The 21,278-nt window shown below is 70.7% G+C and carries 17 protein-coding genes and 1 riboswitch; of the genes, 13 read left to right on the top strand and 4 right to left on the bottom strand.

Annotated features, from left to right (window positions below; all coding sequences use genetic code 11):
- Window positions 1-4: 4 nt before the first annotated feature.
- Entirely contained in the window at window positions 5-850 is an 846-nt protein-coding gene (locus tag KU893_RS05915) for a PAC2 family protein (protein ID WP_246592065.1), read from the bottom strand.
- A 41-nt stretch (window positions 851-891) separates the two neighbouring features.
- A riboswitch (S-adenosyl-L-homocysteine riboswitch) is annotated at window positions 892-973 on the top strand.
- A 14-nt stretch (window positions 974-987) separates the two neighbouring features.
- On the opposite strand from KU893_RS05915, the gene metH reads away from it, so the two are divergent.
- Together metH and KU893_RS05905 are read left to right on the top strand one after the other, a co-directional pair.
- Window positions 988-4,770 carry a methionine synthase gene (gene metH, locus KU893_RS05910; RefSeq protein WP_218233429.1) on the top strand — a complete coding sequence of 1,261 codons (3,783 nt, stop codon included), beginning with the start codon at window positions 988-990 and terminating at the stop codon, window positions 4,768-4,770.
- A gap of 144 nt (window positions 4,771-4,914) precedes the next feature.
- Window positions 4,915-5,565 (top strand): HAD family hydrolase, encoded by a 651-nt coding sequence (locus KU893_RS05905; RefSeq protein WP_257441513.1) that lies wholly within the window; start codon window positions 4,915-4,917, stop codon window positions 5,563-5,565.
- On the opposite strand, the gene KU893_RS05900 is transcribed toward KU893_RS05905, so the two are convergent.
- Complete coding sequence (locus tag KU893_RS05900; protein WP_218233428.1) at window positions 5,528-6,460, bottom strand: RecB family exonuclease; 933 nt, start codon at window positions 6,458-6,460, stop codon at window positions 5,528-5,530. The two genes, KU893_RS05905 and KU893_RS05900, sit on opposite strands and share 38 nt — an antisense overlap.
- Window positions 6,461-6,573: 113 nt before the next feature.
- Here KU893_RS05900 and KU893_RS05895 point away from each other — a divergent pair, with 113 nt between their 5' ends.
- The 3 genes from KU893_RS05895 to arc all read left to right on the top strand — a co-directional run bounded on the left by KU893_RS05895 (window position 6,574) and on the right by arc (window position 10,560).
- Complete coding sequence (locus KU893_RS05895) at window positions 6,574-7,665, top strand: site-2 protease family protein (protein ID WP_257441514.1); 1,092 nt, start codon at window positions 6,574-6,576, stop codon at window positions 7,663-7,665.
- A 17-nt stretch (window positions 7,666-7,682) separates the two neighbouring features.
- Window positions 7,683-8,636, top strand: coding sequence for a tRNA (adenine-N1)-methyltransferase (locus KU893_RS05890; protein WP_308167182.1), 954 nt, complete (start codon window positions 7,683-7,685; stop codon window positions 8,634-8,636).
- Window positions 8,637-8,796: 160 nt separating this feature from the next.
- On the top strand, window positions 8,797-10,560 hold the full coding sequence (arc, locus tag KU893_RS05885) for a proteasome ATPase (RefSeq protein WP_218233427.1): 1,764 nt from the start codon (window positions 8,797-8,799) through the stop codon (window positions 10,558-10,560).
- A 182-nt stretch (window positions 10,561-10,742) separates the two neighbouring features.
- On the opposite strand, the gene KU893_RS05880 is transcribed toward arc, so the two are convergent.
- Window positions 10,743-11,552: a DUF1206 domain-containing protein gene (locus KU893_RS05880; RefSeq protein WP_218233426.1), complete on the bottom strand. Its 810-nt coding sequence runs from the start codon at window positions 11,550-11,552 to the stop codon at window positions 10,743-10,745.
- An 89-nt stretch (window positions 11,553-11,641) separates the two neighbouring features.
- On the opposite strand from KU893_RS05880, the gene dop reads away from it, so the two are divergent.
- The 5 genes from dop (at window position 11,642) to KU893_RS05855 (ending at window position 16,228) form a co-directional block, all read left to right on the top strand.
- Entirely contained in the window at window positions 11,642-13,150 is a 1,509-nt protein-coding gene (dop, locus tag KU893_RS05875) for a depupylase/deamidase Dop (protein ID WP_246592064.1), read from the top strand.
- Between the two features lie 17 nt (window positions 13,151-13,167).
- Complete coding sequence (locus KU893_RS05870) at window positions 13,168-13,365, top strand: ubiquitin-like protein Pup (RefSeq protein ID WP_218233425.1); 198 nt, start codon at window positions 13,168-13,170, stop codon at window positions 13,363-13,365.
- Between the two features lie 6 nt (window positions 13,366-13,371).
- Window positions 13,372-14,220 carry a proteasome subunit beta gene (gene prcB, locus KU893_RS05865; RefSeq protein ID WP_218233424.1) on the top strand — a complete coding sequence of 283 codons (849 nt, stop codon included), beginning with the start codon at window positions 13,372-13,374 and terminating at the stop codon, window positions 14,218-14,220.
- 1 nt (window position 14,221) lies between these two features.
- On the top strand, window positions 14,222-15,100 hold the full coding sequence (gene prcA / locus KU893_RS05860) for a proteasome subunit alpha (protein ID WP_218233423.1): 879 nt from the start codon (window positions 14,222-14,224) through the stop codon (window positions 15,098-15,100).
- 168 nt (window positions 15,101-15,268) lie between these two features.
- Window positions 15,269-16,228 (top strand): hypothetical protein, encoded by a 960-nt coding sequence (locus tag KU893_RS05855; protein ID WP_218233422.1) that lies wholly within the window; start codon window positions 15,269-15,271, stop codon window positions 16,226-16,228.
- 45 nt (window positions 16,229-16,273) lie between these two features.
- On the opposite strand, the gene KU893_RS05850 is transcribed toward KU893_RS05855, so the two are convergent.
- Window positions 16,274-17,698, bottom strand: a complete 1,425-nt coding sequence (locus KU893_RS05850; protein WP_218233421.1) for an FAD-dependent oxidoreductase — start codon at window positions 17,696-17,698, stop codon at window positions 16,274-16,276.
- 44 nt (window positions 17,699-17,742) lie between these two features.
- Between KU893_RS05850 and pafA the strand changes: the two genes are divergently transcribed.
- The 3 genes from pafA to KU893_RS05835 are packed head-to-tail and all read left to right on the top strand — an operon-like array spanning window position 17,743 to window position 21,200.
- Window positions 17,743-19,104, top strand: coding sequence for a Pup--protein ligase (gene pafA / locus KU893_RS05845; RefSeq protein WP_218233420.1), 1,362 nt, complete (start codon window positions 17,743-17,745; stop codon window positions 19,102-19,104).
- A 34-nt stretch (window positions 19,105-19,138) separates the two neighbouring features.
- Window positions 19,139-20,257, top strand: a complete 1,119-nt coding sequence (locus tag KU893_RS05840; RefSeq protein ID WP_218233419.1) for an FKBP-type peptidyl-prolyl cis-trans isomerase — start codon at window positions 19,139-19,141, stop codon at window positions 20,255-20,257.
- Window positions 20,238-21,200, top strand: coding sequence for a helix-turn-helix transcriptional regulator (locus KU893_RS05835; protein ID WP_218233418.1), 963 nt, complete (start codon window positions 20,238-20,240; stop codon window positions 21,198-21,200). Before KU893_RS05840 ends, KU893_RS05835 begins: the two co-directional genes overlap by 20 nt.
- Window positions 21,201-21,278: the final 78 nt, after the last annotated feature.

Below are 21,278 nucleotides of genomic sequence, written 5' to 3'. Positions count from 1 at the left end.
CGGGCTACGACTCCTCGCCGCGCCGCTTGAGGTACCGCTCGAACTCCCGGGCGATCGCCTCACCCGACGCCTCGGGCAGGTCGGCGGTGTCGCGCGACTCCTCCAGCGAGCGGACGTAGTCGGCGATGTCCTCGTCCTCCTCGGCGAGCTCGTCGACGCCGCGCTCCCAGGCGCGCGCCTCGTCGGGGAGGTCACCGAGCGGCATGGGGCTCTCGAGCAGGTCCTCGAGCCGGGTGAGCAGCGCGAGCGTCGCCTTCGGGCAGGGCGGCTGGGCGACGTAGTGGGGGACGGCGGCCCAGTACGACACCGCCGGGATGTCGACCCGCGCGCAGGCGTCCTGCAGGACGCCGACGATCCCGGTCGGACCCTCGTAGGTCGACTGCTCGAGCACCAGGCGGTCCATCAGGTCGGCCTCGGTCGTGGACCCCGACACCGGGATCGGGCGGGTGTGCGGGCTGTCGGAGAGCAGCGCGCCGAGGGTCACGAACAGCTCGCAGCCGAGGTCGTCGATGGCGGCGAGGATCTCGGCGGTGAACTGGCGCCAGCGCATGTTGGGCTCGATGCCGCGGACCAGGATCACGTCGCGGTCCAGCTCCGGGGGAGAGGCGACGGCGATGTGGGTGCTCGGCCAGGTCAGCTTGCGGAAGCCGCTCTCGTCGATGCCCACGGTGGGCCGGTTGACCTGGAAGTCGTAGTAGTCGTCGGGGTCGATGGCTGCCACGACCCGCGCGTCCCACGCCTTCATCAGGTGGTCCACGACCGCGGTCGCGGACTCGGCGGCGTCGTTCCATCCCTCGAACGCTGCGATCACCACGGGCCGGACCAGCTCGGGGACCGTCTCGATCTCCATCACTCGACCAGCCTAGTCAGCGAACCCGGGTAACATCGGGACCAGCCGAGAGGCGTTGCAACGGGCCGTCACCCATCGACGGCCCGCCACGCTCGGCCGATGAACCAAGGACGCCTTCCGTACAGGAAGGATGGGACATGTCCGAGACCGCGGGTCACGACGCCACGACCCCCCAGTGGCGGCCCGACGCGACCGAGGAGCTCACGCGGCTGCTCCATGAGCGCATCGTCATCCTCGACGGCGCGATGGGGACCGCGATCCAGCGCGACCGGCCCGACGAGGCCGGCTACCGCGGGGAGCGCTTCGCAAGTCGCGAGGAGTGGCCGAGCGACCTGATCGGCAACAACGACCTGTTGTCGATCACGCAGCCGGACATCATCGGCGGCATCCACCGCGAGTACCTCGACGCCGGCGCCGACATCGTCGAGACCAACACGTTCAACTCCAACGCCGTCTCGCTCGCCGACTACGGCATGGAGTCGCTGGCCTACGAGCTCAACCTCGAGTCCGCCCGCCTGGCACGCCGCATCGCCGACGAGGTGGCCGCCACGACCGGGCGCCCGCGGTACGTCGCCGGCGCGCTCGGTCCCACGACCCGCACCGCGTCGATCAGCCCCGACGTCAACGACCCGGGCGCGCGCAACGTGTCCTACGAGCAGCTCGTCGACGCCTACCTCGAGGCTGCCCGCGGCCTGGTCTACGGCGGCTCCGACCTGCTGTTCATCGAGACGATCTTCGACACGCTCAACGCGAAGGCCGCGATCTTCGCCGTGGAGACGCTCTTCGAGCAGGCCGGCCGCCGCTGGCCGGTCGTCATCTCCGGCACCATCACCGACGCCTCCGGCCGGACACTGTCCGGCCAGGTCACCGAGGCGTTCTGGGACTCGGTCCGCCATGCCCAGCCGCTGGCCGTCGGTCTCAACTGCGCGCTCGGCGCCAAGGAGATGCGGCCCTACATCGCCGAGCTGTCGCGGCTCGCCGACTCGTTCGTGTCGGCGTACCCCAACGCCGGTCTGCCCAACGCCTTCGGTGAGTACGACGAGGCCCCGGCCGACACCGCAGCCGTCCTCGTCGAGTTCGCCGAGGCCGGCTTCCTCAACATCGTGGGTGGCTGCTGCGGCACCACGCCGGACCACATCGCCGAGATCGCGCGCCGGATGGAGGGCCGTGCGGTCCGCCAGCCGGTGACCAACGAGCCCGCGATGCGTCTGTCCGGCCTGGAGCCGTTCACGATCACCGACGAGAGCCTGTTCGTGAACGTCGGTGAGCGCACCAACATCACCGGCTCCGCGCGCTTCCGCAACCTGATCAAGGACGGCGACTACGACACCGCCCTGTCGGTCGCCGCGCAGCAGGTCGAGGCCGGCGCACAGGTCATCGACATCAACATGGACGAGGGCATGATCGACGGCGTCGCGGCCATGGACCGCTTCGTCAAGCTGATCGCCAGCGAGCCCGACATCAGCCGCGTGCCGCTGATGATCGACTCCTCCAAGTGGGAGGTCATCGAGGCCGGCCTGCGCTGCGTCCAGGGCAAGCCGATCGTCAACTCGATCTCCATGAAGGAGGGCGAGGAGAAGTTCGTCGAGCAGGCCAACCTGTGCAAGAAGTACGGCGCGGCCGCGGTCGTGATGGCCTTCGACGAGGACGGCCAGGCCGACAACCTCGAGCGCCGCAAGGCGATCTGCGAGCGTGCCTACCGGATCCTCGTCGACCAGGTGGGCTTCCCGGCCGAGGACATCATCTTCGACCCCAACGTGTTCGCCGTGGCGACGGGGATCGAGGAGCACGCGACGTACGGGCTGGACTTCATCGAGGCCACCCGCTGGATCAAGCAGAACCTGCCCGGTGCCAAGGTGTCCGGCGGCATCTCGAACGTCTCCTTCAGCTTCCGGGGCAACAACCCGGTGCGCGAGGCGATCCACGCGGTGTTCCTGTTCCACGCCATCGAGGCGGGCCTCGACATGGGCATCGTCAACGCGGGCGCGCTGGTGCCCTACAGCGAGATCGACCCCGAGCTTCGCGACGCGATCGAGGACGTCGTCCTCAACCGGACCGACGACTCGCTGGCAGCCACCGAGCGGCTGCTCGAGCTCGCCGAGGCCCACCGCGGCACGGGCGAGAAGGTCGAGGCCGCCGCGGAGGAGTGGCGCTCGCTGCCCGTGGGCGAGCGGATCACCCATGCCCTGGTCAAGGGCATCGACGGCTTCGTCGAGGGCGACACCGAGGAGCTGCGTCAGGAGATCGCCTCCCGCGGCGGCCGCCCGATCGAGGTGATCGAGGGTCCCCTGATGGACGGGATGAACGTCGTCGGTGACCTGTTCGGCGCCGGCAAGATGTTCCTGCCGCAGGTCGTGAAGTCGGCGCGCGTGATGAAGAAGGCCGTGGCCTACCTGATCCCCTTCATCGAGGAGGAGAAGGCCAACAACCCCGAGCTGGCCAACAGCAAGGACACCAACGGCACGATCGTGCTCGCGACGGTCAAGGGCGACGTCCACGACATCGGCAAGAACATCGTCGGGGTCGTGCTGTCGTGCAACAACTACGAGGTCATCGACCTGGGCGTGATGGTGCCGGCCCAGAAGATCCTGGACACGGCCAAGGAGGTCGGCGCCGACATCATCGGCCTGTCCGGCCTGATCACGCCCAGCCTCGACGAGATGGTCGGCTTCGCGACCGAGATGCAGCGCCTCGGCCTCGACATCCCGCTGCTCATCGGTGGGGCGACGACCTCGCGCGCGCACACCGCGGTGAAGATCGACCGGAAGTACGACGGCCCGGTGGTCTGGGTCAAGGACGCCTCCCGGTCCGTCCCGACGGCCGCCGCCCTGCTCGACGACAAGCAGCGCCCCGCGCTGCTCGAGGCGACCCAGGCCGACTACGACGCGCTGCGCGCCCGCCACTCGCAGAAGTCCGAGCGTCCCCAGCTGTCGTTCGCGGCGGCGCAGGACAACAGGTCGCCGGTCGACTGGGACGGCTACGCTCCGCCGCAGCCGCGCAGCCCGGGAGTCCATGTCCTCGCCGACTACGACCTCACCGAGCTGCGCGACTACATCGACTGGCAGCCGTTCTTCAACGCCTGGGAGATGAAGGGCAAGTTCCCCGACATCCTCAACAGCCCCACCCACGGCGAGGCCGCGCGCAGGCTGTACGACGACGCGCAGGTCATGCTCGACAAGCTGGTCGCCGAGAAGTGGCTGACGGCCAACGGCGTCTACGGCCTGTTCCCTGCCGCGAGCAACGGCGAGGACGTCCTGGTCTACGAGGACGACTCGCGGGCGGCGGTCCGGGCGACGTTGCACCAGCTGCGCCAGCAGGGCCAGCACCGGGAGGGCGTCCCGAACCGCTCGCTCGCCGACTACGTCGCCCCGATCGGGAGCGACCTCGCCGGCGGCGGCGACTGGGTCGGCGCGTTCGCGGTCACCGCCGGCATCGGCACCACCGAGCGGATCATGGAGTTCAAGGCCGAGCACGACGACTACTCCGCCATCCTGCTCGAGGCGCTCGCCGACCGGCTCGCCGAGGCGTTCGCCGAGCGCCTGCACCAGCGGGTGCGCACCGAGTTCTGGGCGCACGTTCCGCAGGAGCAGCTGAGCAACGAGGACCTGATCGCCGAGAAGTACACCGGCATCCGGCCCGCCCCCGGCTACCCGGCCTGCCCGGACCACACCGAGAAGCGCACCATCTGGGAGCTCCTCGACGTCCGGGCCAACACCGGCATCGAGCTCACCGAGTCGATGGCGATGTGGCCCGGAGCGTCCGTCTCCGGCATCTATTACAGCCATCCCGACGCCCAGTACTTCGTGGTCGGGCGGCTGGGCCGCGACCAGGTCGCGGACTACGCCGAGCGCAAGGGCTGGACGGTCCAGGAGGCGGAGCGCTGGCTCTCGCCGAACCTCGGCTACGACCCGGAGGACTGAGCGGCTGAGCGGCCGGGGTCAGGGCGTCAGGAACCGAACCGCGCCCTGATCCCTGCGGTGAGCCACTGCTCACTCGTCCCGACGGCGCAGAGCCACGACAGGGACGCCCGCGGACCGTCGGGACCGCCATGACACGATGCGGTCGTGAAGCCTGCGGCAGTCCTGTGGGACATGGACGGAACCCTGGTCGACACCGAGCCGTACTGGATGGCCACCGAGCAGGCCATCGCCGAGCGGTACGGCGGCACCTGGACCCACCAGGACGCGATGCATCTGGTCGGCAACGAGCTGATCGTGTCGGGGGAGTACATCAAGACCAAGCTGGGCCTCGCGCAGTCCGCCGAGGAGGTCGTCGAGATGCTGCTCGACGGCGTCGTTGCCCAGGTCCGCCACGCGGTGCCGTGGTGCCCGGGCGCGCGGGAGCTGCTGCTCGCCCTGCACGACGCGGACGTGCCGTGCGCGCTGGTGACCATGTCCTACCAGCGCTTCGTCGCGCCGATCCTCGAACACCTGCCGCCCGAGATGTTCCGGGTGATCGTCACCGGCGACATGGTCGACAACGGCAAGCCCCACCCCGAGGCCTACCTCACCGCGGCCGCCGCGCTCGGCGTCGACCCGGCCGAGTGCGTCGCCGTCGAGGACTCGCCGACCGGCGCCACCTCGGCCGCGGCAGCGGGCTGCCGGGTCCTCGTCGTCCCCAACCACGTGCCGGTCCCACCCGGCCCGGGTCGCGTCTTCCGCGACACCCTCGAGGGGATCACCCCGACGCAGCTGGGCTCGCTGCTCCGGGACTGATCGGCTCCGGCTGCACCGGCTGCATCGGCTGCACCGGGTACGGCGGCGGCGTGCCGCCGTACGCCGGGCAGAGCGCCTGGTGGGCGCACCACCGGCAGCCGGCGCCCTTGCGCGCCTCGAACGCCCGGCGCTCGGTCGCGGCCCGGACCGCGTCCCAGACCGCCAGCACCTTGCGCTCGGTGGCGAGCAGGTCGCTCTCGTCGGGCTCGTAGCGCAGCACCTCGCTGTTGCCGAGGTAGACCAGCTGCAGCATCTTCGGGACGACACCGCGCATCCGCCACAGGACGAGGGCGTAGAACTTGAGCTGGAAGAGGGCCTTGCCCTCGAACATCTCGTCCGGCGAGGGGCCCGTCTTGTAGTCCACCACGCGGATCGCGCCGTCGGGCGCGACGTCCACCCGGTCGATCACCCCGCGCAGCAGCAGCCGGGCGTCGGTGAGCGTCTCGACGTACAGCTCCCGCTCGGCCGGCTCGAGCCGGGTCGGGTCCTCGAGATCGAAGTACTTCGCCAGCGTGTCGTGACAGGAGGCCAGCCACTCCGCGATCTCCGGGCCGTCCTGCGGGAACATCGCGACGACGGCCGGCTCGATCTCCTGCAGCCCCTCCCAGGCGGGGACGATCATCCGGTCGGCCTGCTCCGGGGTGCGGTCACCGGCCGGAAGGTCGAAGAGCTGCTCGAGGACCCGGTGGACCACTGTGCCGCGCACGGCGGCAGGCGAGGCGGGCTCGGGGAGCCGGTCGATGCTGCGGAACCGGTAGAGCAGCGGGCAGTTGAGGAAGTCGCCCACGCGCGAGGGCGACAACGCACCCAGCACCGCGACACCGTCGACGCGGGTCCCTCCCCGCTCCGAGGGATCCGCCGGCTCGATGCCGGCCGCTGCTGGTGTCGCCGTCATGCGATCGACAGTAGGGCAGCCCTCCGACACCCGCCGGAGCCGTCCGGCAGCCGGTTCCCGGATAGCCTCGTCATGTGTCGACAAGTCAGCGATCCGCCCGGGGGCGGGCCTCCGTGCCGCGGGGCATGTTCCGGATCGGCCGGATCGCCGGCAGCGACGTGCTCGTCTCCAGCTCCTGGTTCCTCATCGCCGCGCTGATCGCGATCGTGATGAGCCCCCGCGTCGAGCAGGTCCAGCCCGGCCTCGGGGCGTGGACGTACGTCGTCGGCGTCGCCTTCGCGATCGCGCTCTACCTCGCCGTCCTGCTGCACGAGGCGTCGCACGCTGTCGTGGCCCGTAGGTTCGGGTTCACGGTGCACTCGATCACGCTGCACTTCCTCGGCGGCGCGACCTCGATCGAGGGCGAGGCCCGTCGGCCCCGTCAGGAGTTCTGGATCGCCGTCGTCGGGCCGATCACCTCGATCGCGGTCGGCGCGGCTGCGCTGGCCGCGTGGTTCGTCACGCCCGAGGGGCTGCTGCGCCTGGTGATCGAGGGACTCGCCGGCGCGAACCTGATGATCGGCGTCCTCAACCTCGTCCCCGGGCTCCCGCTCGACGGCGGCCGGGTCCTCAAGGCGGGCGTGTGGGCCATGACCGGCCGGGTCCACACCGGCACGGCGGTCGCCGCCTGGACCGGCCGCGGCACCGCCGTCCTCGTCGCGGTCTGGGCCCTGTGGTCCTCGCGGGACGGTTCGCTGGTCAACCCGTTCGTCCTCCTGATCGTCGCCCTCTTCTTGTGGTCGGGAGCCAGCCAGGCCCTCGCGGTCGCCGGGCTCACCCGTCAGTTCTCAGCGGTGGTCGCCAGCGACCTGGCCCGCCGGGCGCTGACCGTCCCGGACGACCTCCCGCTCGCCGAGGCGATGCGCCAGGCCCGCGAGTCCGGTGCGGGCAGCATCGTCACCGCCACCGCCGATGGCCGCCCGGTGGGCGTCGTGGACGAGACCGCAGCGCGCGCCGTACCCGCGGACCGGGCGCCGTGGGTCGCCGTCTCGACGGTCGCCCGCACCCTCGAACCGGGCCTGACCCTGCCCGTTCGGATCACCGGCGCCGCGCTGCTCGACAAGGTCCGGTCGACCCCGGCGTCGGAGTACGTCCTCCTCGACGACGACGGCCGCGTGTACGGCGTCCTCGCGGCGACCGACCTGATCCGCGCCGTCCGACGGTGAACCGGTAGATTGCGCCGGTGACCGATGCGCCCCACAGCCCCGCCGGCGACGTTGCCCCCGAAGCCTGGTCCGGCGTCCACCGCGGCCCCCTGCGTGCAGGCGAGTGGGTCCGGCTGGTCGACGGCAAGGGCCGCAAGCACAACTTCGAGCTCGTCCCCGGCAAGCGGTTCTTCTCCAACAAGGGCCACCTCGAGCACGACGACCTGATCGGCCGCGAGGAGGGCTTCGCGGTCACCTCCTCCGTCGGCGGCGAGTACCTCGTGTTCCGCCCGCTGCTCTCCGAGTTCGTCGTGTCGATGCCGCGCGGCGCCGCGGTCGTCTACCCCAAGGACTCCGCCCAGATCGTGGCGATGGCCGACATCTTCCCGGGCGCCCACGTGGTCGAGGCCGGCGTCGGCTCCGGCGCGCTCACCTGCTCGCTGCTGCGTGCCGTCGGGCCCTACGGCCGCGTGTCGTCGTACGAGCGCCGGGAGGAGTTCGCCGACGTCGCCCGCCGCAACGTGACCCAGTTCTTCGGCGGCGACCACCCGGCCTGGAAGCTCACCCTGGGCGACTTGGCCGAGGCGCTGCCCGCGTCGGGGGAGCGGTGCGACCGGATCATCCTCGACATGTTGGCGCCGTGGGACTGCCTCGACGCCGCCGCCGACGCGCTCCTGCCCGGCGGCATCGTGTGCGCCTACGTCGCCACGACCACCCAGCTCTCCAAGTTCGTCGAGGCCGTGCGGGTCCACGGCGGCTTCACCGAGCCCGCTCCCTGGGAGTCGCTCGTCCGCGACTGGCACGTCGAGGGCCTCGCTGTCCGCCCCGGCCACAAGATGATCGGCCACACGGCCTTCCTCGTCACCGCCCGCCGGATGGCTCCCGGTGAGCGCGCGCCGCTCAAGAAGCGCCGTCCCGCCCCCGGCGCCTACGGCCCCGACTACACCGGTCCGCGCCCGCCCGGCGTCCCCGAGATGCCCGCGGAGGACTGACCGGTCGCAGGTCCGGCCGGCTCCGGTGCGGCTCCCGGAGGTTGCGGTTTGGTCCCAAACCGCAACAATTCCCAACCGAAACATGGTGTTTGTGCCCAAAGGGCGTTAATCACTTCCTTGTAACACCGGCCCGAGTAATGTCGGATCAAGGAGGTGTGCCATGACGAGCATGGGTGAAGGCACGACGGGCGGACACCGCTCCCCGAGCCGTGAGGAGCTCGAGGACCAGGTCCGCTACCTCGAGGAGGAGGTCGGCCACCTGCGCCGGCGGCTGGTCGACAGCCCGACCGGTGCGGCCCGTTCGCTCGAGGCCCGGCTCGCCGAGGCCCAACGGTCGCTGGCCGCCGTGACGGCTCAGAACGAGCGCCTCGCCGGGACGCTGCGTGACGCCCGCGACCAGATTCTCAAGCTCAAGGAGGAGGTCGACCGGCTCGCCCAGCCGCCCGCCGGCTTCGGCACCTTCTTGCAGCGCAACGAGGACGACACGGTCGACGTGTTCACCGGCGGGCGCAAGCTGCGAGTGACGGCGAGCCCGACCATCGACCTCGACGCGCTCCGGCGGGGGCAGGAGGTCATGCTCAACGAGTCCCTCAACGTCGTCGCCGCGTTCGACTACGAGACGGTCGGCGAGGTGGTCATGCTCAAGGAGATCCTCGCCGACGGCGAGCGCGTCCTGGTCATCGCGAACGCCGACGAGGAACGCGTGGTGCGGATGGCCGAGCCGCTGCTCACCGAGACCCTGCGGGCCGGCGACTCGCTGCTGCTCGACTCCCGCGCCGGCTACGTCTACGAGAAGGTCCCGAAGTCCGAGGTCGAGGAGCTGGTCCTCGAAGAGGTCCCGGACATCACCTACGACACCATCGGCGGCCTCGGCAGCCAGATCGAGGCGATCCAGGACGCCGTCGAGCTGCCGTACCTCTACCCGGAGCTGTTCGCCGAGCACGAGCTCAAGCCGCCGAAGGGCATCCTGCTCTACGGCCCTCCGGGCTGCGGCAAGACGCTCATCGCGAAGGCGGTCGCCAACTCGCTGGCCAAGAAGGTCGCCGCGAAGACCGGCCAGGAGGGGAAGTCGTACTTCCTCAACATCAAGGGCCCCGAGCTGCTCAACAAGTACGTCGGCGAGACCGAGCGCCACATCCGGCTGGTCTTCCAGCGGGCACGGGAGAAGGCCAGCACCGGTACGCCGGTCATCGTCTTCTTCGACGAGATGGACTCCTTGTTCCGCACCCGCGGCTCGGGGGTCTCCTCCGACGTCGAGAACACCATCGTCCCGCAGCTGCTCAGCGAGATCGACGGCGTCGAGCTGCTCGAGAACGTCCTGGTCATCGGCGCCTCCAACCGCGAGGACATGATCGACCCCGCGATCCTGCGGCCCGGCCGGCTCGACGTGAAGATCAAGATCGAGCGCCCGGACGCCGAGTCGGCGCGCGACATCTTCAGCAAGTACCTCACGCAGAACCTGCCGCTGCACGCCGAGGATCTCGCCGAGTTCAACGGCGACCGCAAGGCGACCGTCGGCGGCATGATCCGGGCGACCGTGGAGCGGATGTACTCCGAGACCGAGGAGAACCGCTTCCTCGAGGTCACCTATGCGAACGGCGACAAGGAAGTCCTCTACTTCAAGGACTTCAACTCCGGCGCCATGATCCAGAACATCGTCGACCGTGCGAAGAAGATGGCCATCAAGGACTTCCTCGACCACGACCAGAAGGGCCTGCGGGTGTCCCACCTCCTCCAGGCCTGTGTCGACGAGTTCAAGGAGAACGAGGACCTGCCCAACACGACCAACCCCGACGACTGGGCGCGGATCTCCGGCAAGAAGGGCGAGCGGATCGTGTTCATCCGCACGCTCATCACCGGCAAGCAGGGCACCGAGCCGGGCCGCTCGATCGACACGGTCAACGACACGGGCCAGTACCTGTAGGACCGCCTTGGCCCGCTCGCCTAGGGTGGGGCCCGTCCCCGTCCGCATCACTTCCTGAGGAGCCCCCCATGAAGAAGCTCATCATCGTCGCCCTCGTCGCGCTCGGCGTCACCGCCGCCGTCAAGGTCGCGAAGAGCCGCTGACGTTCCGACGGGCCGGGCCTGCGGGCCCGGTCCGTCGTGTCAGTCCTGGCGCAAGAAGCACGCGCGCAGGACGTGGAACACCCCGTAGCAGCCGAGGCCCGCTACGAGGAGAAGCATCAGTGCCGGGCCGTAGGGCTCGTCCCGGAACCGGACGATGGCTTGGTCGAGCCCGCCCGACTTCTCCGGATCGTGGGTCACCGCGCTCCATACGAACATCCCGGCCAGGACCAAGAACGCCACGCCGCGGGTCACGAAGCCCACGCGAGCGAGCACGGTCACCACGTCCCCGAGCGCACCCGCGCGGGCGCGTGGCTCGACGCCGCGCCGCCACTTGTCGGACACCGCGTGCGCGATGCTGAACACGCCCACGCCGGCGATCCCGAGGCCGATCAGCGCGACGATCACGGGGCCGGCGCTCCATCCCATCAGGCGGCCCGTCACCCCGCCGCCCCCCGAGTCGCCCTGGCCGCTCGCCTCCCGGACTGCCAGTACCGCGAGCACCGCGAACACCATGCCGCGCCCGGCGGACGCCGCTCGCGCTCCCCAACGGTGCAGGCCGTCCTGCTCCCGGTGACCGCCGATCGCCTGGCCGACCTCCCAGACGACGAGACCGCTCAGGCCGATCGCGGTCAGCCACAGCACGACGGCCCCCATCGGCTGCTCCCGCACCTGGCGCAGCGCACCCTGCCCCGACGCCGAGCCCTCGGGGCTGCGGAGCGCCAGGTGGGCGGCCAGCCAGGCGACGATCACGTAGACGACGCCGTACGCCGCCATGCCGGCCCGGGCCACCCCGGTGACGGCCGGGTGGTCGCGCGTCTCCCGCGCCGCCTGCTCCGCCTCCTGCTGCACCAGAGCCCCCTCACCCCGTGCCTGTCCGCTACCCGAACCGCCGCCCGTCATCCCACCGCAGCGCCGGCCGCGCACCGTAGGCTTGACGCATGAGCGTGCGCCGCGTGATGGGCACCGAGGTCGAGTACGGCATCTCGGTCCAGGGCCAGCCGACCGCCAACCCGATGGTGGCATCGTCGCAGGTCGTCAACGCCTACGCGTCGGCCACCGTCCGCGCCCGCCGGGCGCGTTGGGACTTCGAGGAGGAGTCTCCGCTGCGCGACGCCCGCGGCTTCGACATGTCGCGGCAGATCGCAGACCCCACCCAGCTCACCGACGAGGACCTCGGCCTCGCCAACGTCATCCTCACCAACGGTGCCCGGCTCTACGTCGACCACGCCCACCCGGAGTACTCCACGCCCGAGGTGGTCACCCCGCTCGACGTCGTCCGGTGGGACAAGGCGGGGGAGCAGGTGATGCTCGACGCCGCCCGCCGCGCGCAGCAGCTGCCCGGCAACCCGGCGATCGTGCTCTACAAGAACAACACCGACAACAAGGGTGCGTCGTACGGCGCGCACGAGAACTACCTGATGCGCCGGTCCACGCCCTTCGGCGACATCGTCCGCCACCTCACGCCGTTCTTCGTCAGCCGTCAGGTCTTCTGCGGTGCCGGCCGCGTGGGCAAGGGCCAGGACGGACGCGACCACGGCTTCCAGATCAGCCAGCGTGCCGACTTCTTCGAGGTCGAGGTCGGTCTCGAGACCACGCTGAAGCGGCCGATCATCAACACCCGCGACGAGCCCCACGCCGACCCGGAGCGCTACCGGCGGCTGCACGTCATCATCGGGGACGCCAACCTCTCCGAGATCGCGACGTACCTCAAGGTCGGCACCACCTCGTTGGTCCTCGCCATGATCGAGGACCGTTTCATCACGCGCGACCTCACCGTCGACACCCCGGTCGCCTCGCTGCGCGCCGTCTCCCACGACCCGTCGCTCCGAACGACCCTCACCCTGGCCGACGGTCGCAAGCTCACCGGCGTCCAGCTCCAGCTGGAGTTCCTCGACCTGGCGAAGAAGTACGTCGAGGACCGCTACGGCGCGGACGCGGACCCCCAGACGGTCGACGTACTCACCCGCTGGGAGGACGTGCTCGGCCACCTCGAGGCCGACCCGATGTCGTTGGCCGACCAGCTCGACTGGGTGGCCAAGCTCAAGCTGATCGAGCAGTACCGCTCGCGCGACGGCCTCGCCTGGGACGACGCGAAGCTGCAGCTGATCGACTACCAGTACTCCGACATCCGTCCGGAGAAGGGTCTCTACCACCGCCTCGTCGGCGCCGGCCGGATCCAGCGGCTGCTCACCGACGACGAGGTCGAGCTCGCCATGACCAACCCGCCGGAGCAGACCCGTGCCTACTTCCGGGGCCGCTGCCTGGAGAAGTACGCCCCCGACATCGCCGCGGCGTCCTGGGACTCGGTCATCTTCGACCTGCCCGGACGCGAGTCGCTCCAGCGGGTCCCGACGATCGATCCGCTGCGCGGCAGCAAGGCCCACGTCGGCGAGCTCATCGATCGGTGTTCCACCGCTGAGGAGTTGGTCCGCGCGCTCAGCCGCTGACTGGCTAGGCTGGCGTCATGGCCCAGGACCAGAAGCAGCCGCGCAAGTCCGACGAGACCGAGGAGACGACCGAGGTCGCCCCCGAGTCCGCCGTGGCCGAGCGCAAGGAGGCCCTCGACGACGACGTCGACGCGATCCTCGACGAGATCGACGACGTCCTCGAGACCAACGCAGAGGACTTCGTGAAGTCGTTCATCCAGAAGGGCGGCGAGTAGTCCCCGATGAACGACGCACGCATCCCGGGTGCTTTCCTGCGCCCTGGCACCTCCTCGTTCAGCGACTTCCTGGCCGAGAACGCGCCTGACCTGCTGCCGGCTCGCCGCTCGCTGCCCGCCGGCAGCGCCGCAGAGATCGCGCCGCACGGCACCACCATCGTCGCGGTGACCTTCCCCGGTGGTCTCGTGATGGCCGGCGATCGCCGCGCCACGATGGGCAACGTCATCGCCCAGCGCGACATCCAGAAGGTCTTCCCGGCCGACGAGTACTCCGTGGTCGGCATCGCCGGCACCGCCGGCCTCGCCGTCGAGATGGTCCGGCTGTTCCAGGTCGAGCTCGAGCACTACGAGAAGATCGAGGGCTCGATCCTGTCCCTCGACGGCAAGGCCAACCGGCTCTCCGCGCTCATCCGCGCCAACCTCGGCATGGCGATGCAGGGCCTGGCCGTGGTCCCCATGTTCGCGGGCTACGACCTCGACAGCGGCACCGGCCGGATCTTCGGGTACGACGTCACCGGCGGCCGCCACGAGGAGGCGTCCTTCTTCACGGTCGGGTCGGGCTCGCTGTTCGCCCGCGGCGCGCTGAAGAAGCTGTACCGCGACGACCTCTCGCCCGACGACGCCGTCCGGGTCTGCCTGCAGGCGCTCTACGACGCCGCCGACGACGACTCCGCCACCGGCGGCCCCGACCTGACCCGCCGGATCTTCCCGATCGTGTGGGTCGTGACCGCCGACGGCGCCGTCCAGCTCGCCGACGCCGCCATCGGCTCGCTCGCCGACCAGGTCGTGGGCGCCCGCATGGACCGACCCGACGGACCGCTCGCAGCCCTGCCGGGCGCGGGGCAGGAGGCCTGAGATGAGCACCCCCTTCTACGTCTCGCCCGAGCAGCTGATGAAGGACCGGGCCGACTTCGCCCGCAAGGGCATCGCCCGCGGCCGGTCCCTCGCAGCGGTGCAGTACGCCGACGGCGTCCTCCTCGTCACCGAGAACCCCTCGCAGGCGCTGCACAAGGTGTCCGAGCTCTACGACCGGCTCGCGTTCGCCGCGGTCGGCCGCTACAACGAGTTCGAGAACCTCCGCATCGCCGGGGTCCGGCTCGCCGACATGCGCGGCTACGCCTACGACCGTCGTGACGTCACCGGTCGCGGCCTGGCCAACGCCTACGCGCAGACCCTCGGCACGATCTTCTCCTCGGGCGGCGAGAAGCCGTACGAGGTCGAGATCTTCGTCGCCGAGGTCGGCGCCACCGCCGCCGACGACCAGATCTACCGCCTCACCTACGAGGGCCGGGTCGCCGACGAGCACGGCTTCGCGGTGATGGGTGGCGACAGCGAGACCGTGACGTCGTACCTGACCTCGAACTATGCCGCCGGCGCTTCGCTCAGCGAGGCCCTCGGCGTGGCGGTCGCCGCGCTCGGCCACACCGGCGAGGGCGACCGTGTCATCCCCGTCGAGGACCTCGAGGTCGCGGTGCTCGACCGCACCCGCACCCAGCCACGGAAGTTCTCGCGGCTGCGCCCCGCCCGGGTCGCAGAGCTCCTCGGCCCCCGCGGCAAACCCGAGCACGCCGCGCCGCTCCCCGACGACGGCGCCCCCGGCGCGGGTGCGACCACCTCGAGCACCGACGACCCCAGCGACCCCACCGACCAGGTCTCCGGCCACGTCGCGCCGCTCGAGAACCCGACCAACGGCGAACCGTCTTCGGGTGAGCCGCCGGTCGCCCCGCCGCTGTAGGTCGTGGTCCGCCGGTCGTTGCGGTTTGGTCCCAAACCGCAACGATCTGGCCCGCCGAGCTGCGGTCTTTGACCAATCGGTGTCGGACCGGACGCGCGGGCACACCGGCTTTCCACAGGCCCGGGGCCGCCGCTTGCCTGCCGTGCGAGGTCAGCGGACCCTTTCGCCATGGAGATCGGGTCAGATGGTGCGATCCGCGGCGAGGTCCGCGCCGCGGGTCACCAGCGGGTGTCGCACGGTCTCTACCGACTCGAGACAACCGATCTGGGCCCGTGGGACAACTTCATCCGCGACCTCAGCGCACTGCTCCTCGTGCTGCCATCCGACGCCGTCTTCACGCACGTGACTGGCGGTCGTCTGTTGGGATGGCGGCTGCCGTCCCTGCCCGCGCAGGTCCCGCACTTCGCGGCCGTCCGGGGCCAGCGACGGCCGCGGCGTCCTGGGCTCATCTGCTCCCGGCTCACCCATCAGTCGTCGCCGCGGCTCGTTCATGGGCTGCCCGTCGACGAACCGGCGGAGATCCTGCTGAGGGCTGCCCGCGACCTCGGCGACATCGATCTTGCGATCATGCTGGACTCAGCCGTTCGACACGGCCACGTCGATGATGCCGCCATCCAACGAGTGCTCGCCTCGAAGCGACCGGGCACCAGGCGTCTGCGGCGTGTGTGGGAAGGCCGCGACGCGCAGGCGGAGTCCGCCGGCGAGACCTTGCTGCGCAAGTTCCACGACACCATGGACATCGCAACAGCGTCCCAGGTCGACATCTACGACGGCGGACGGTGGATCTGCCGAGCGGACCTGGTCGTCCTCGGCACGCGGAACCTGCATGAGTACGACGGCGCGATCCACCGCGAACCGTCCGTACACCGGCGCGACCTTCGGCGCGAGCGGGCCATTGCCAGCACCGAGTACGTCCGGCGCGGCTACACCCTCGACGACCTGCTCAACCACGCCGCCACCTTGATGCACGAGCTGGACCGGCTCCTCGGACGCCCCCACCAGGCCGAGCGGTTGCGGAGATGGCGCGCCCTGATCGACGACTCGTTCTACTCCGCGGTCGGCCGCGACCGGGTCATGAACCGCTGGTACCGCTCGACCAACCCCGTCGGTTGGGCACGAACCGCATGATCCAGGTCCGAAATGCTGCGGTTTGGGACCAAACCGCAGCAGAGGTCACCGGAAGGGCTGCGTTGCCGGACCCTCCAACACCTTCCCGTCCGGGGCGAACCGGGAGCCGTGGAGCGGACAGTCCCAGGAGTCCTCGGCCTCGTTCCAGGTCAGCACGCCGCCGAGGTGGGTGCACAGCGGCGGTCGGTTGCTGGCGAACAGCCGGCCGGCGTGTCCACACGCCATCTGCCAGCCGACCTCGGCGTTGACGGCGAGCGCCCGGCCGGCGGCCAGGACCTCCCTGGGCGTCCAGCTCCGTAGCGCCCGGCCCCAGGCGGGGATCTCGCCGCCGAGGAGGTCGGCGGCGATGAGCAGCGCGGCCGCCGGGGCCGTGCTGAGCCCCCACTTGTCCATGCCGGTCACCACCTGGACCCGGTGGTTGCCGGGGACGGCAGGGCCGACGTACGGGAGCCCGTCGACCGGTGACTGGTCCTGGGCGGACCAGGTGTGCTGGATCTCGGCTCCTGGGAACGTGGCCAACGCCCAGTCGAGAAGACGGTCGAGCCGCTCGACCGCTGAGCCGCGACCGGTCACGTGCCCGGAGCCGCCCACCATGAGCAGCTCTTCACCGGACGCCGTGCGGACCGACCGCAGCGACCGGGTCTGCAGGTCGGCGGACAGGTGCATGCCGCGCGGCCTCCAGTCCGTCGCCAGGGTCGCGGCGTAGGACCGCTGGGGCTGCAACCGGGCGAAGAAGCCGCCGCCGACCAGCACCGGCTGGTTCGTCGCCACCACCACGGCGCCGGCGCGCACCTCGCCGCCGTCGGTGCGGACGACGGCACCGTCGTCGCGGCGCTCGATCGCCACGACCCGCGAGGCCTCGTGGAGGACCGCACCTTCCGCAGCGGCCGCGTCGACCACCGCGCACAGCAGCTCCATCGCGTCGACCTGGAACTGCCCGGCGAGCCGCACGGCCCCCAGCACGGGGAACGGGAGCTCGGTGTCGCGCGTCCATTCCACCGGCAGTCCGGCGGTCCGCGCCGCAGCCAGCTCACCCTCGGCGCGCAGCAGACCGACGCGCGTCGTGGCGTAGGTCGTCGCGTGCCGGGTCTCGGTCACGACGCCGTGGTCGCGGCAGAAGCGTTGCAGCCACGCCTGGCCCTCACGGCTGGCGTCGACGTACGCGCGGGCGACCGAGGGCGGGTTGCGGCGCAGGACCCGGCTCATCTTGGTGCCCTGCAGCAGGCTCACCTTGCCCGTGGTGTGCCCCGAGGTCCCGGCGCCGATGCGACGCGCCTCGAGCACGGCGACGGATCGACCGCCCCGCGCCAGGAGCAGCGCGACCAGGAGTCCACAGAGTCCGCCACCGACCACGACCACGTCGTACGACGCCCGGCCGGCGAGCCGTGGGAAGGGACCCGGCCGAGTTCGCTCGAACCACACCGGTGCGCTCGTCGAAGGGCGGGGGGCGAACTCGTTGGGTGCGTTCATGCTGGTTCGGTACCCGGCAGACAGCACAGCAGTAATGTGCATACATGGACCGTCGGATCTTCGGGATCGAGAACGAGTACGGCGTCACGTGCACGTTTCGCGGACAGCGACGGCTCAGTCCGGACGAGGTCGCGCGGTACCTGTTCCGCAAGGTCGTGAGCTGGGGCCGCAGCAGCAACGTCTTCCTGCGCAACGGCGCCCGGCTCTACCTCGATGTCGGCAGCCACCCGGAGTACGCCACGCCCGAGTGTGACGACGTCACCGAGCTGGTCACGCACGACAAGGCAGGGGAGCGGGTCCTCGAGGGACTGCTGCTCGACGCCGAGCAGCGACTCCACGACGAGGGCATCGCCGGCGAGATCTACCTGTTCAAGAACAACACCGACTCGGCCGGCAACTCCTACGGCTGTCACGAGAACTACCTCGTGAGCCGGGCGGGTGAGTTCAGCCGCCTCGCCGACGTCCTCATCCCGTTCCTGGTGACCCGGCAGATCATCGTCGGCGCGGGCAAGGTCACCCAGACGCCGCGGGGCACCAGCTACTCGGTCAGCCAGCGTGCCGAGCACATCTGGGAGGGCGTGAGCAGCGCGACCACGCGCAGCCGCCCGATCATCAACACCCGCGACGAGCCGCACGCCGACGCCGAGAAGTACCGCCGCCTGCACGTCATCGTCGGTGACTCCAACATGAGCGAGACGACGACGATGCTCAAGGTCGCCTCCTGCGACCTGGTGCTGCGGATGATCGAAGAGGGGGTGGTGATGCGCGACCTCACGATGGAGAACCCGATCCGAGCGATCCGGGAGATCTCCCACGACGTCACCGGGCGCCGCAAGATCCGCCTCGCCAACGGCCGCGAGGCCAGCGCCCTCGACATCCAGGGCGAGTACCTCGCCAAGGCGCGCGACTTCGTCGACCGCCGCGGCATCTCGACGCCGGTCATCGAGCGCTCCCTCGACCTGTGGGAGAGGGGCCTGAAGGCCGTCGAGTCCGACGACCTGGGGCTGGTCGACCGTGAGATCGACTGGGTCATCAAGTGGAAGCTGATCGACCGCTACCGCGCCAAGCACGGCATCCCGCTGAGCCACCCGCGGGTCGCCCAGCTCGACCTCGCCTACCACGACATCCACCGCGGCCGCGGCCTCTACTACCTGTTGGAGAAGCGCGGCGCGGTCGCCCGCGTGAGCAGCGACCTCAAGATCTTCGAGGCCAAGTCGGTGCCGCCACAGAACACCCGCGCCCGGCTGCGGGGCGAGTTCATCCGCCGCGCCCAGGAGCGCCGCCGGGACTTCACCGTCGACTGGGTGCACCTCAAGCTCAACGACCAGGCGCAGCGCACCGTGCTGTGCAAGGACCCCTTCCGGGCGTACGACGAACGGGTGCAACGCCTGATCGACGGCATGTGACGCACAGCCTTCGGGCACTCGGTAGGGTTTGCGCGTGCTGAAGCGCCTGCGACGACCTTCGATGCTCCTCCTCACGACCCTGCTGCCGGCGAGCCTCGCGCTCGCGGCGTGCGGCGGCTCGGACTCCGACACGGCCAAGGGCCTCGACGCCGTCACGATCAGTGGCCCGGTCGGCGAGGCTCCGAAGCTGGACTGGAAGTCGGTGATGACGGCCGGGAAGCCGGCGGCCAAGGTGATCACCGAGGGCGACGGCGCCGCGCTGAAGAAGGACGACGTCGTCCGTGTCGAGTTCACCCTCGCCGACGGCTGGACACACAAGGTCGCGTACGACAGCTACGCCAAGACCTCGCTCAGCACGCTGGTGAAGGTCGGCACCGACAAGGAGCCGCAGACGCTCACCGACCTGCTCTCCCTCGGCTTCGCCGACCAGATCAAGGCCGGACAGAAGGTCGGCAGCCGACTCGCCGTGACCGTCGGCAGCGACATCGCGTTCGGCGGCTACCTGGGCAGCCAGGCCGCCAGTCTGCTCGCCGGTCTCGACATCGGCAACGAGGACGGCCTGCTGTTCGTCGCCGACATCACCGCAGTCGCCGGGCCGGAGGGCACCGAGGAGCCCGCCCCGCGCTGGGCGCCGAAGATCGTCGAGGATGCCGGCCTGCCTGCCAGCCTCGACTTCACCGGTGTCCCCGAGCCCAGCGGCGACCTCGAGGTCGCGACGTTGACCAAGGGCACCGGCCCGGTCGTGGCCTCCGGCCAGACGATCCTGGCCAGCTACCTCGGTCAGATCCCGGGCGGCGAGAAGCCATTCGACTCCAGCTACGCCGTCGGCCGTGGCCTCGAGGCGGTCGTGGGCGGCAAGGACGCCTCGGTCGTCAAGGGCTGGTCGAAGGCCCTCGTCGGCCTGCCGGTCGGCAGCCGCGTGCTGATCCAGATCCCGCCGAAGCTCGGCTACGGCGACAAGGCGCAGGGCGACAACATCCCGGCCAACTCGACGCTGTACTTCGTCGTCGACATCCTCGACGCCGCCGACACCCCGCCCCAGCCGGAGCCGGCGCCGACCGACGGCGCCGCGCCGACCGATGGCGCCACCCCGACCGAGGGGGCCACCACTCCCGCCGCCGAGCCGAGCACGGATGCCAGCACCGAAGAGTGAGCGCCTTCTCAACCTGCTGATCATGCTCCTGGTGCAGCGCCGACCGATCGCCAAGGAGCGGATCCGCGAGCTGCTGTACCCGGACTCCCGCCCGGACGCCTTCGAGAAGATGTTCGAGCGGGACAAGGAGGAGCTGCGCAGCCTCGGCGTACCCGTCGAGGTCGCGACCATCGACCCGCTCTTCGAGGACGAGGTCGGCTACCGGATCCCTCCCGAGGCGTTCGCGCTGCCCGACGTGGAGCTCACGCCCGAGGAGGCGGCCGTGGTCGGCATCGCCTCGCGGGTGTGGCAGCACGCGACGATGGCGCAGGCCACGACCGACGCCGTGCGCAAGCTGACCGCCGCCGGGATCGACGTCGACCTCGACGCCCTCGAGATCGCCCGGCCGCTGCTGACCGCGGAGGAGCCGGCGTTCGAGGCGTGCTGGGTGGCGGTCTGCGAGCGCAACGCCATCGAGTTCGACTACCAGCGCCCGGACGCCGACGCCCCGATGCGTCGGCGGGTCCAGCCGTGGGGAGTCGTGCGCTACTCGGGTCGCTGGTACCTCGTGGGGTACGACGCCGACCGAGCCGCCGAGCGCGTCTTCCGTCTGTCCCGGGTCCAGGGCGAGGTCAAGCTGGTCGGCCCGCCCCGCGCCTACGACGTGCCGCCCGAGACCGACGTGCGCGCGATCGCCCGCCGGATGGCGCCCCCGATGCCGAACACGACCGCCGTGCTGCTGGTGCGGAAGGGGGCGGGCCACGGTCTGCGCCGGGCCGCCGAGCGGATCGAGGTCGGGGTCGAGGGCCCCGACGCCCGCACCGGATGGGACCGCCTCGTGCTCGTCAGGCCCACCCAGGGCCTGGCCGACGAGGTCCTCTCACACGGTCCCGACGTCGTCCTGGTCGAGCCTGTCGCGATCCGCGAGCAGGTCGTCGCTCGTCTCGAACAGGTGGTCTCGTGAGGGGCTGGAACGTTGGGGGGTTGTGGCCAAACCCCACCACAACGCCGCCCGACCGGCGCGGTGTGGGGCAAACCCCAC

It is taken from the genome of Nocardioides daeguensis, from assembly GCF_019192965.1.
In the GTDB taxonomy this organism is placed as follows: domain Bacteria; phylum Actinomycetota; class Actinomycetes; order Propionibacteriales; family Nocardioidaceae; genus Nocardioides; species Nocardioides daeguensis.
This window is presented reverse-complemented; position numbering and strand designations above follow the sequence as displayed.

Coding starts and splice junctions, on each gene's coding strand:
- KU893_RS05915 (WP_246592065.1), bottom strand. CDS start 850: ATGGAGATCGAGACGGTCCCCGAGCTGGTCCGGCCCGTGGTGATCGCA.
- metH (WP_218233429.1), top strand. CDS start 988: ATGTCCGAGACCGCGGGTCACGACGCCACGACCCCCCAGTGGCGGCCC.
- KU893_RS05900 (WP_218233428.1), bottom strand. CDS start 6,460: ATGACGGCGACACCAGCAGCGGCCGGCATCGAGCCGGCGGATCCCTCG.
- arc (WP_218233427.1), top strand. CDS start 8,797: ATGACGAGCATGGGTGAAGGCACGACGGGCGGACACCGCTCCCCGAGC.
- dop (WP_246592064.1), top strand. CDS start 11,642: ATGAGCGTGCGCCGCGTGATGGGCACCGAGGTCGAGTACGGCATCTCG.
- KU893_RS05870 (WP_218233425.1), top strand. CDS start 13,168: ATGGCCCAGGACCAGAAGCAGCCGCGCAAGTCCGACGAGACCGAGGAG.
- prcB (WP_218233424.1), top strand. CDS start 13,372: ATGAACGACGCACGCATCCCGGGTGCTTTCCTGCGCCCTGGCACCTCC.
- prcA (WP_218233423.1), top strand. CDS start 14,222: ATGAGCACCCCCTTCTACGTCTCGCCCGAGCAGCTGATGAAGGACCGG.
- KU893_RS05855 (WP_218233422.1), top strand. CDS start 15,269: ATGGAGATCGGGTCAGATGGTGCGATCCGCGGCGAGGTCCGCGCCGCG.
- KU893_RS05850 (WP_218233421.1), bottom strand. CDS start 17,698: ATGAACGCACCCAACGAGTTCGCCCCCCGCCCTTCGACGAGCGCACCG.
- pafA (WP_218233420.1), top strand. CDS start 17,743: ATGGACCGTCGGATCTTCGGGATCGAGAACGAGTACGGCGTCACGTGC.
- KU893_RS05835 (WP_218233418.1), top strand. CDS start 20,238: ATGCCAGCACCGAAGAGTGAGCGCCTTCTCAACCTGCTGATCATGCTC.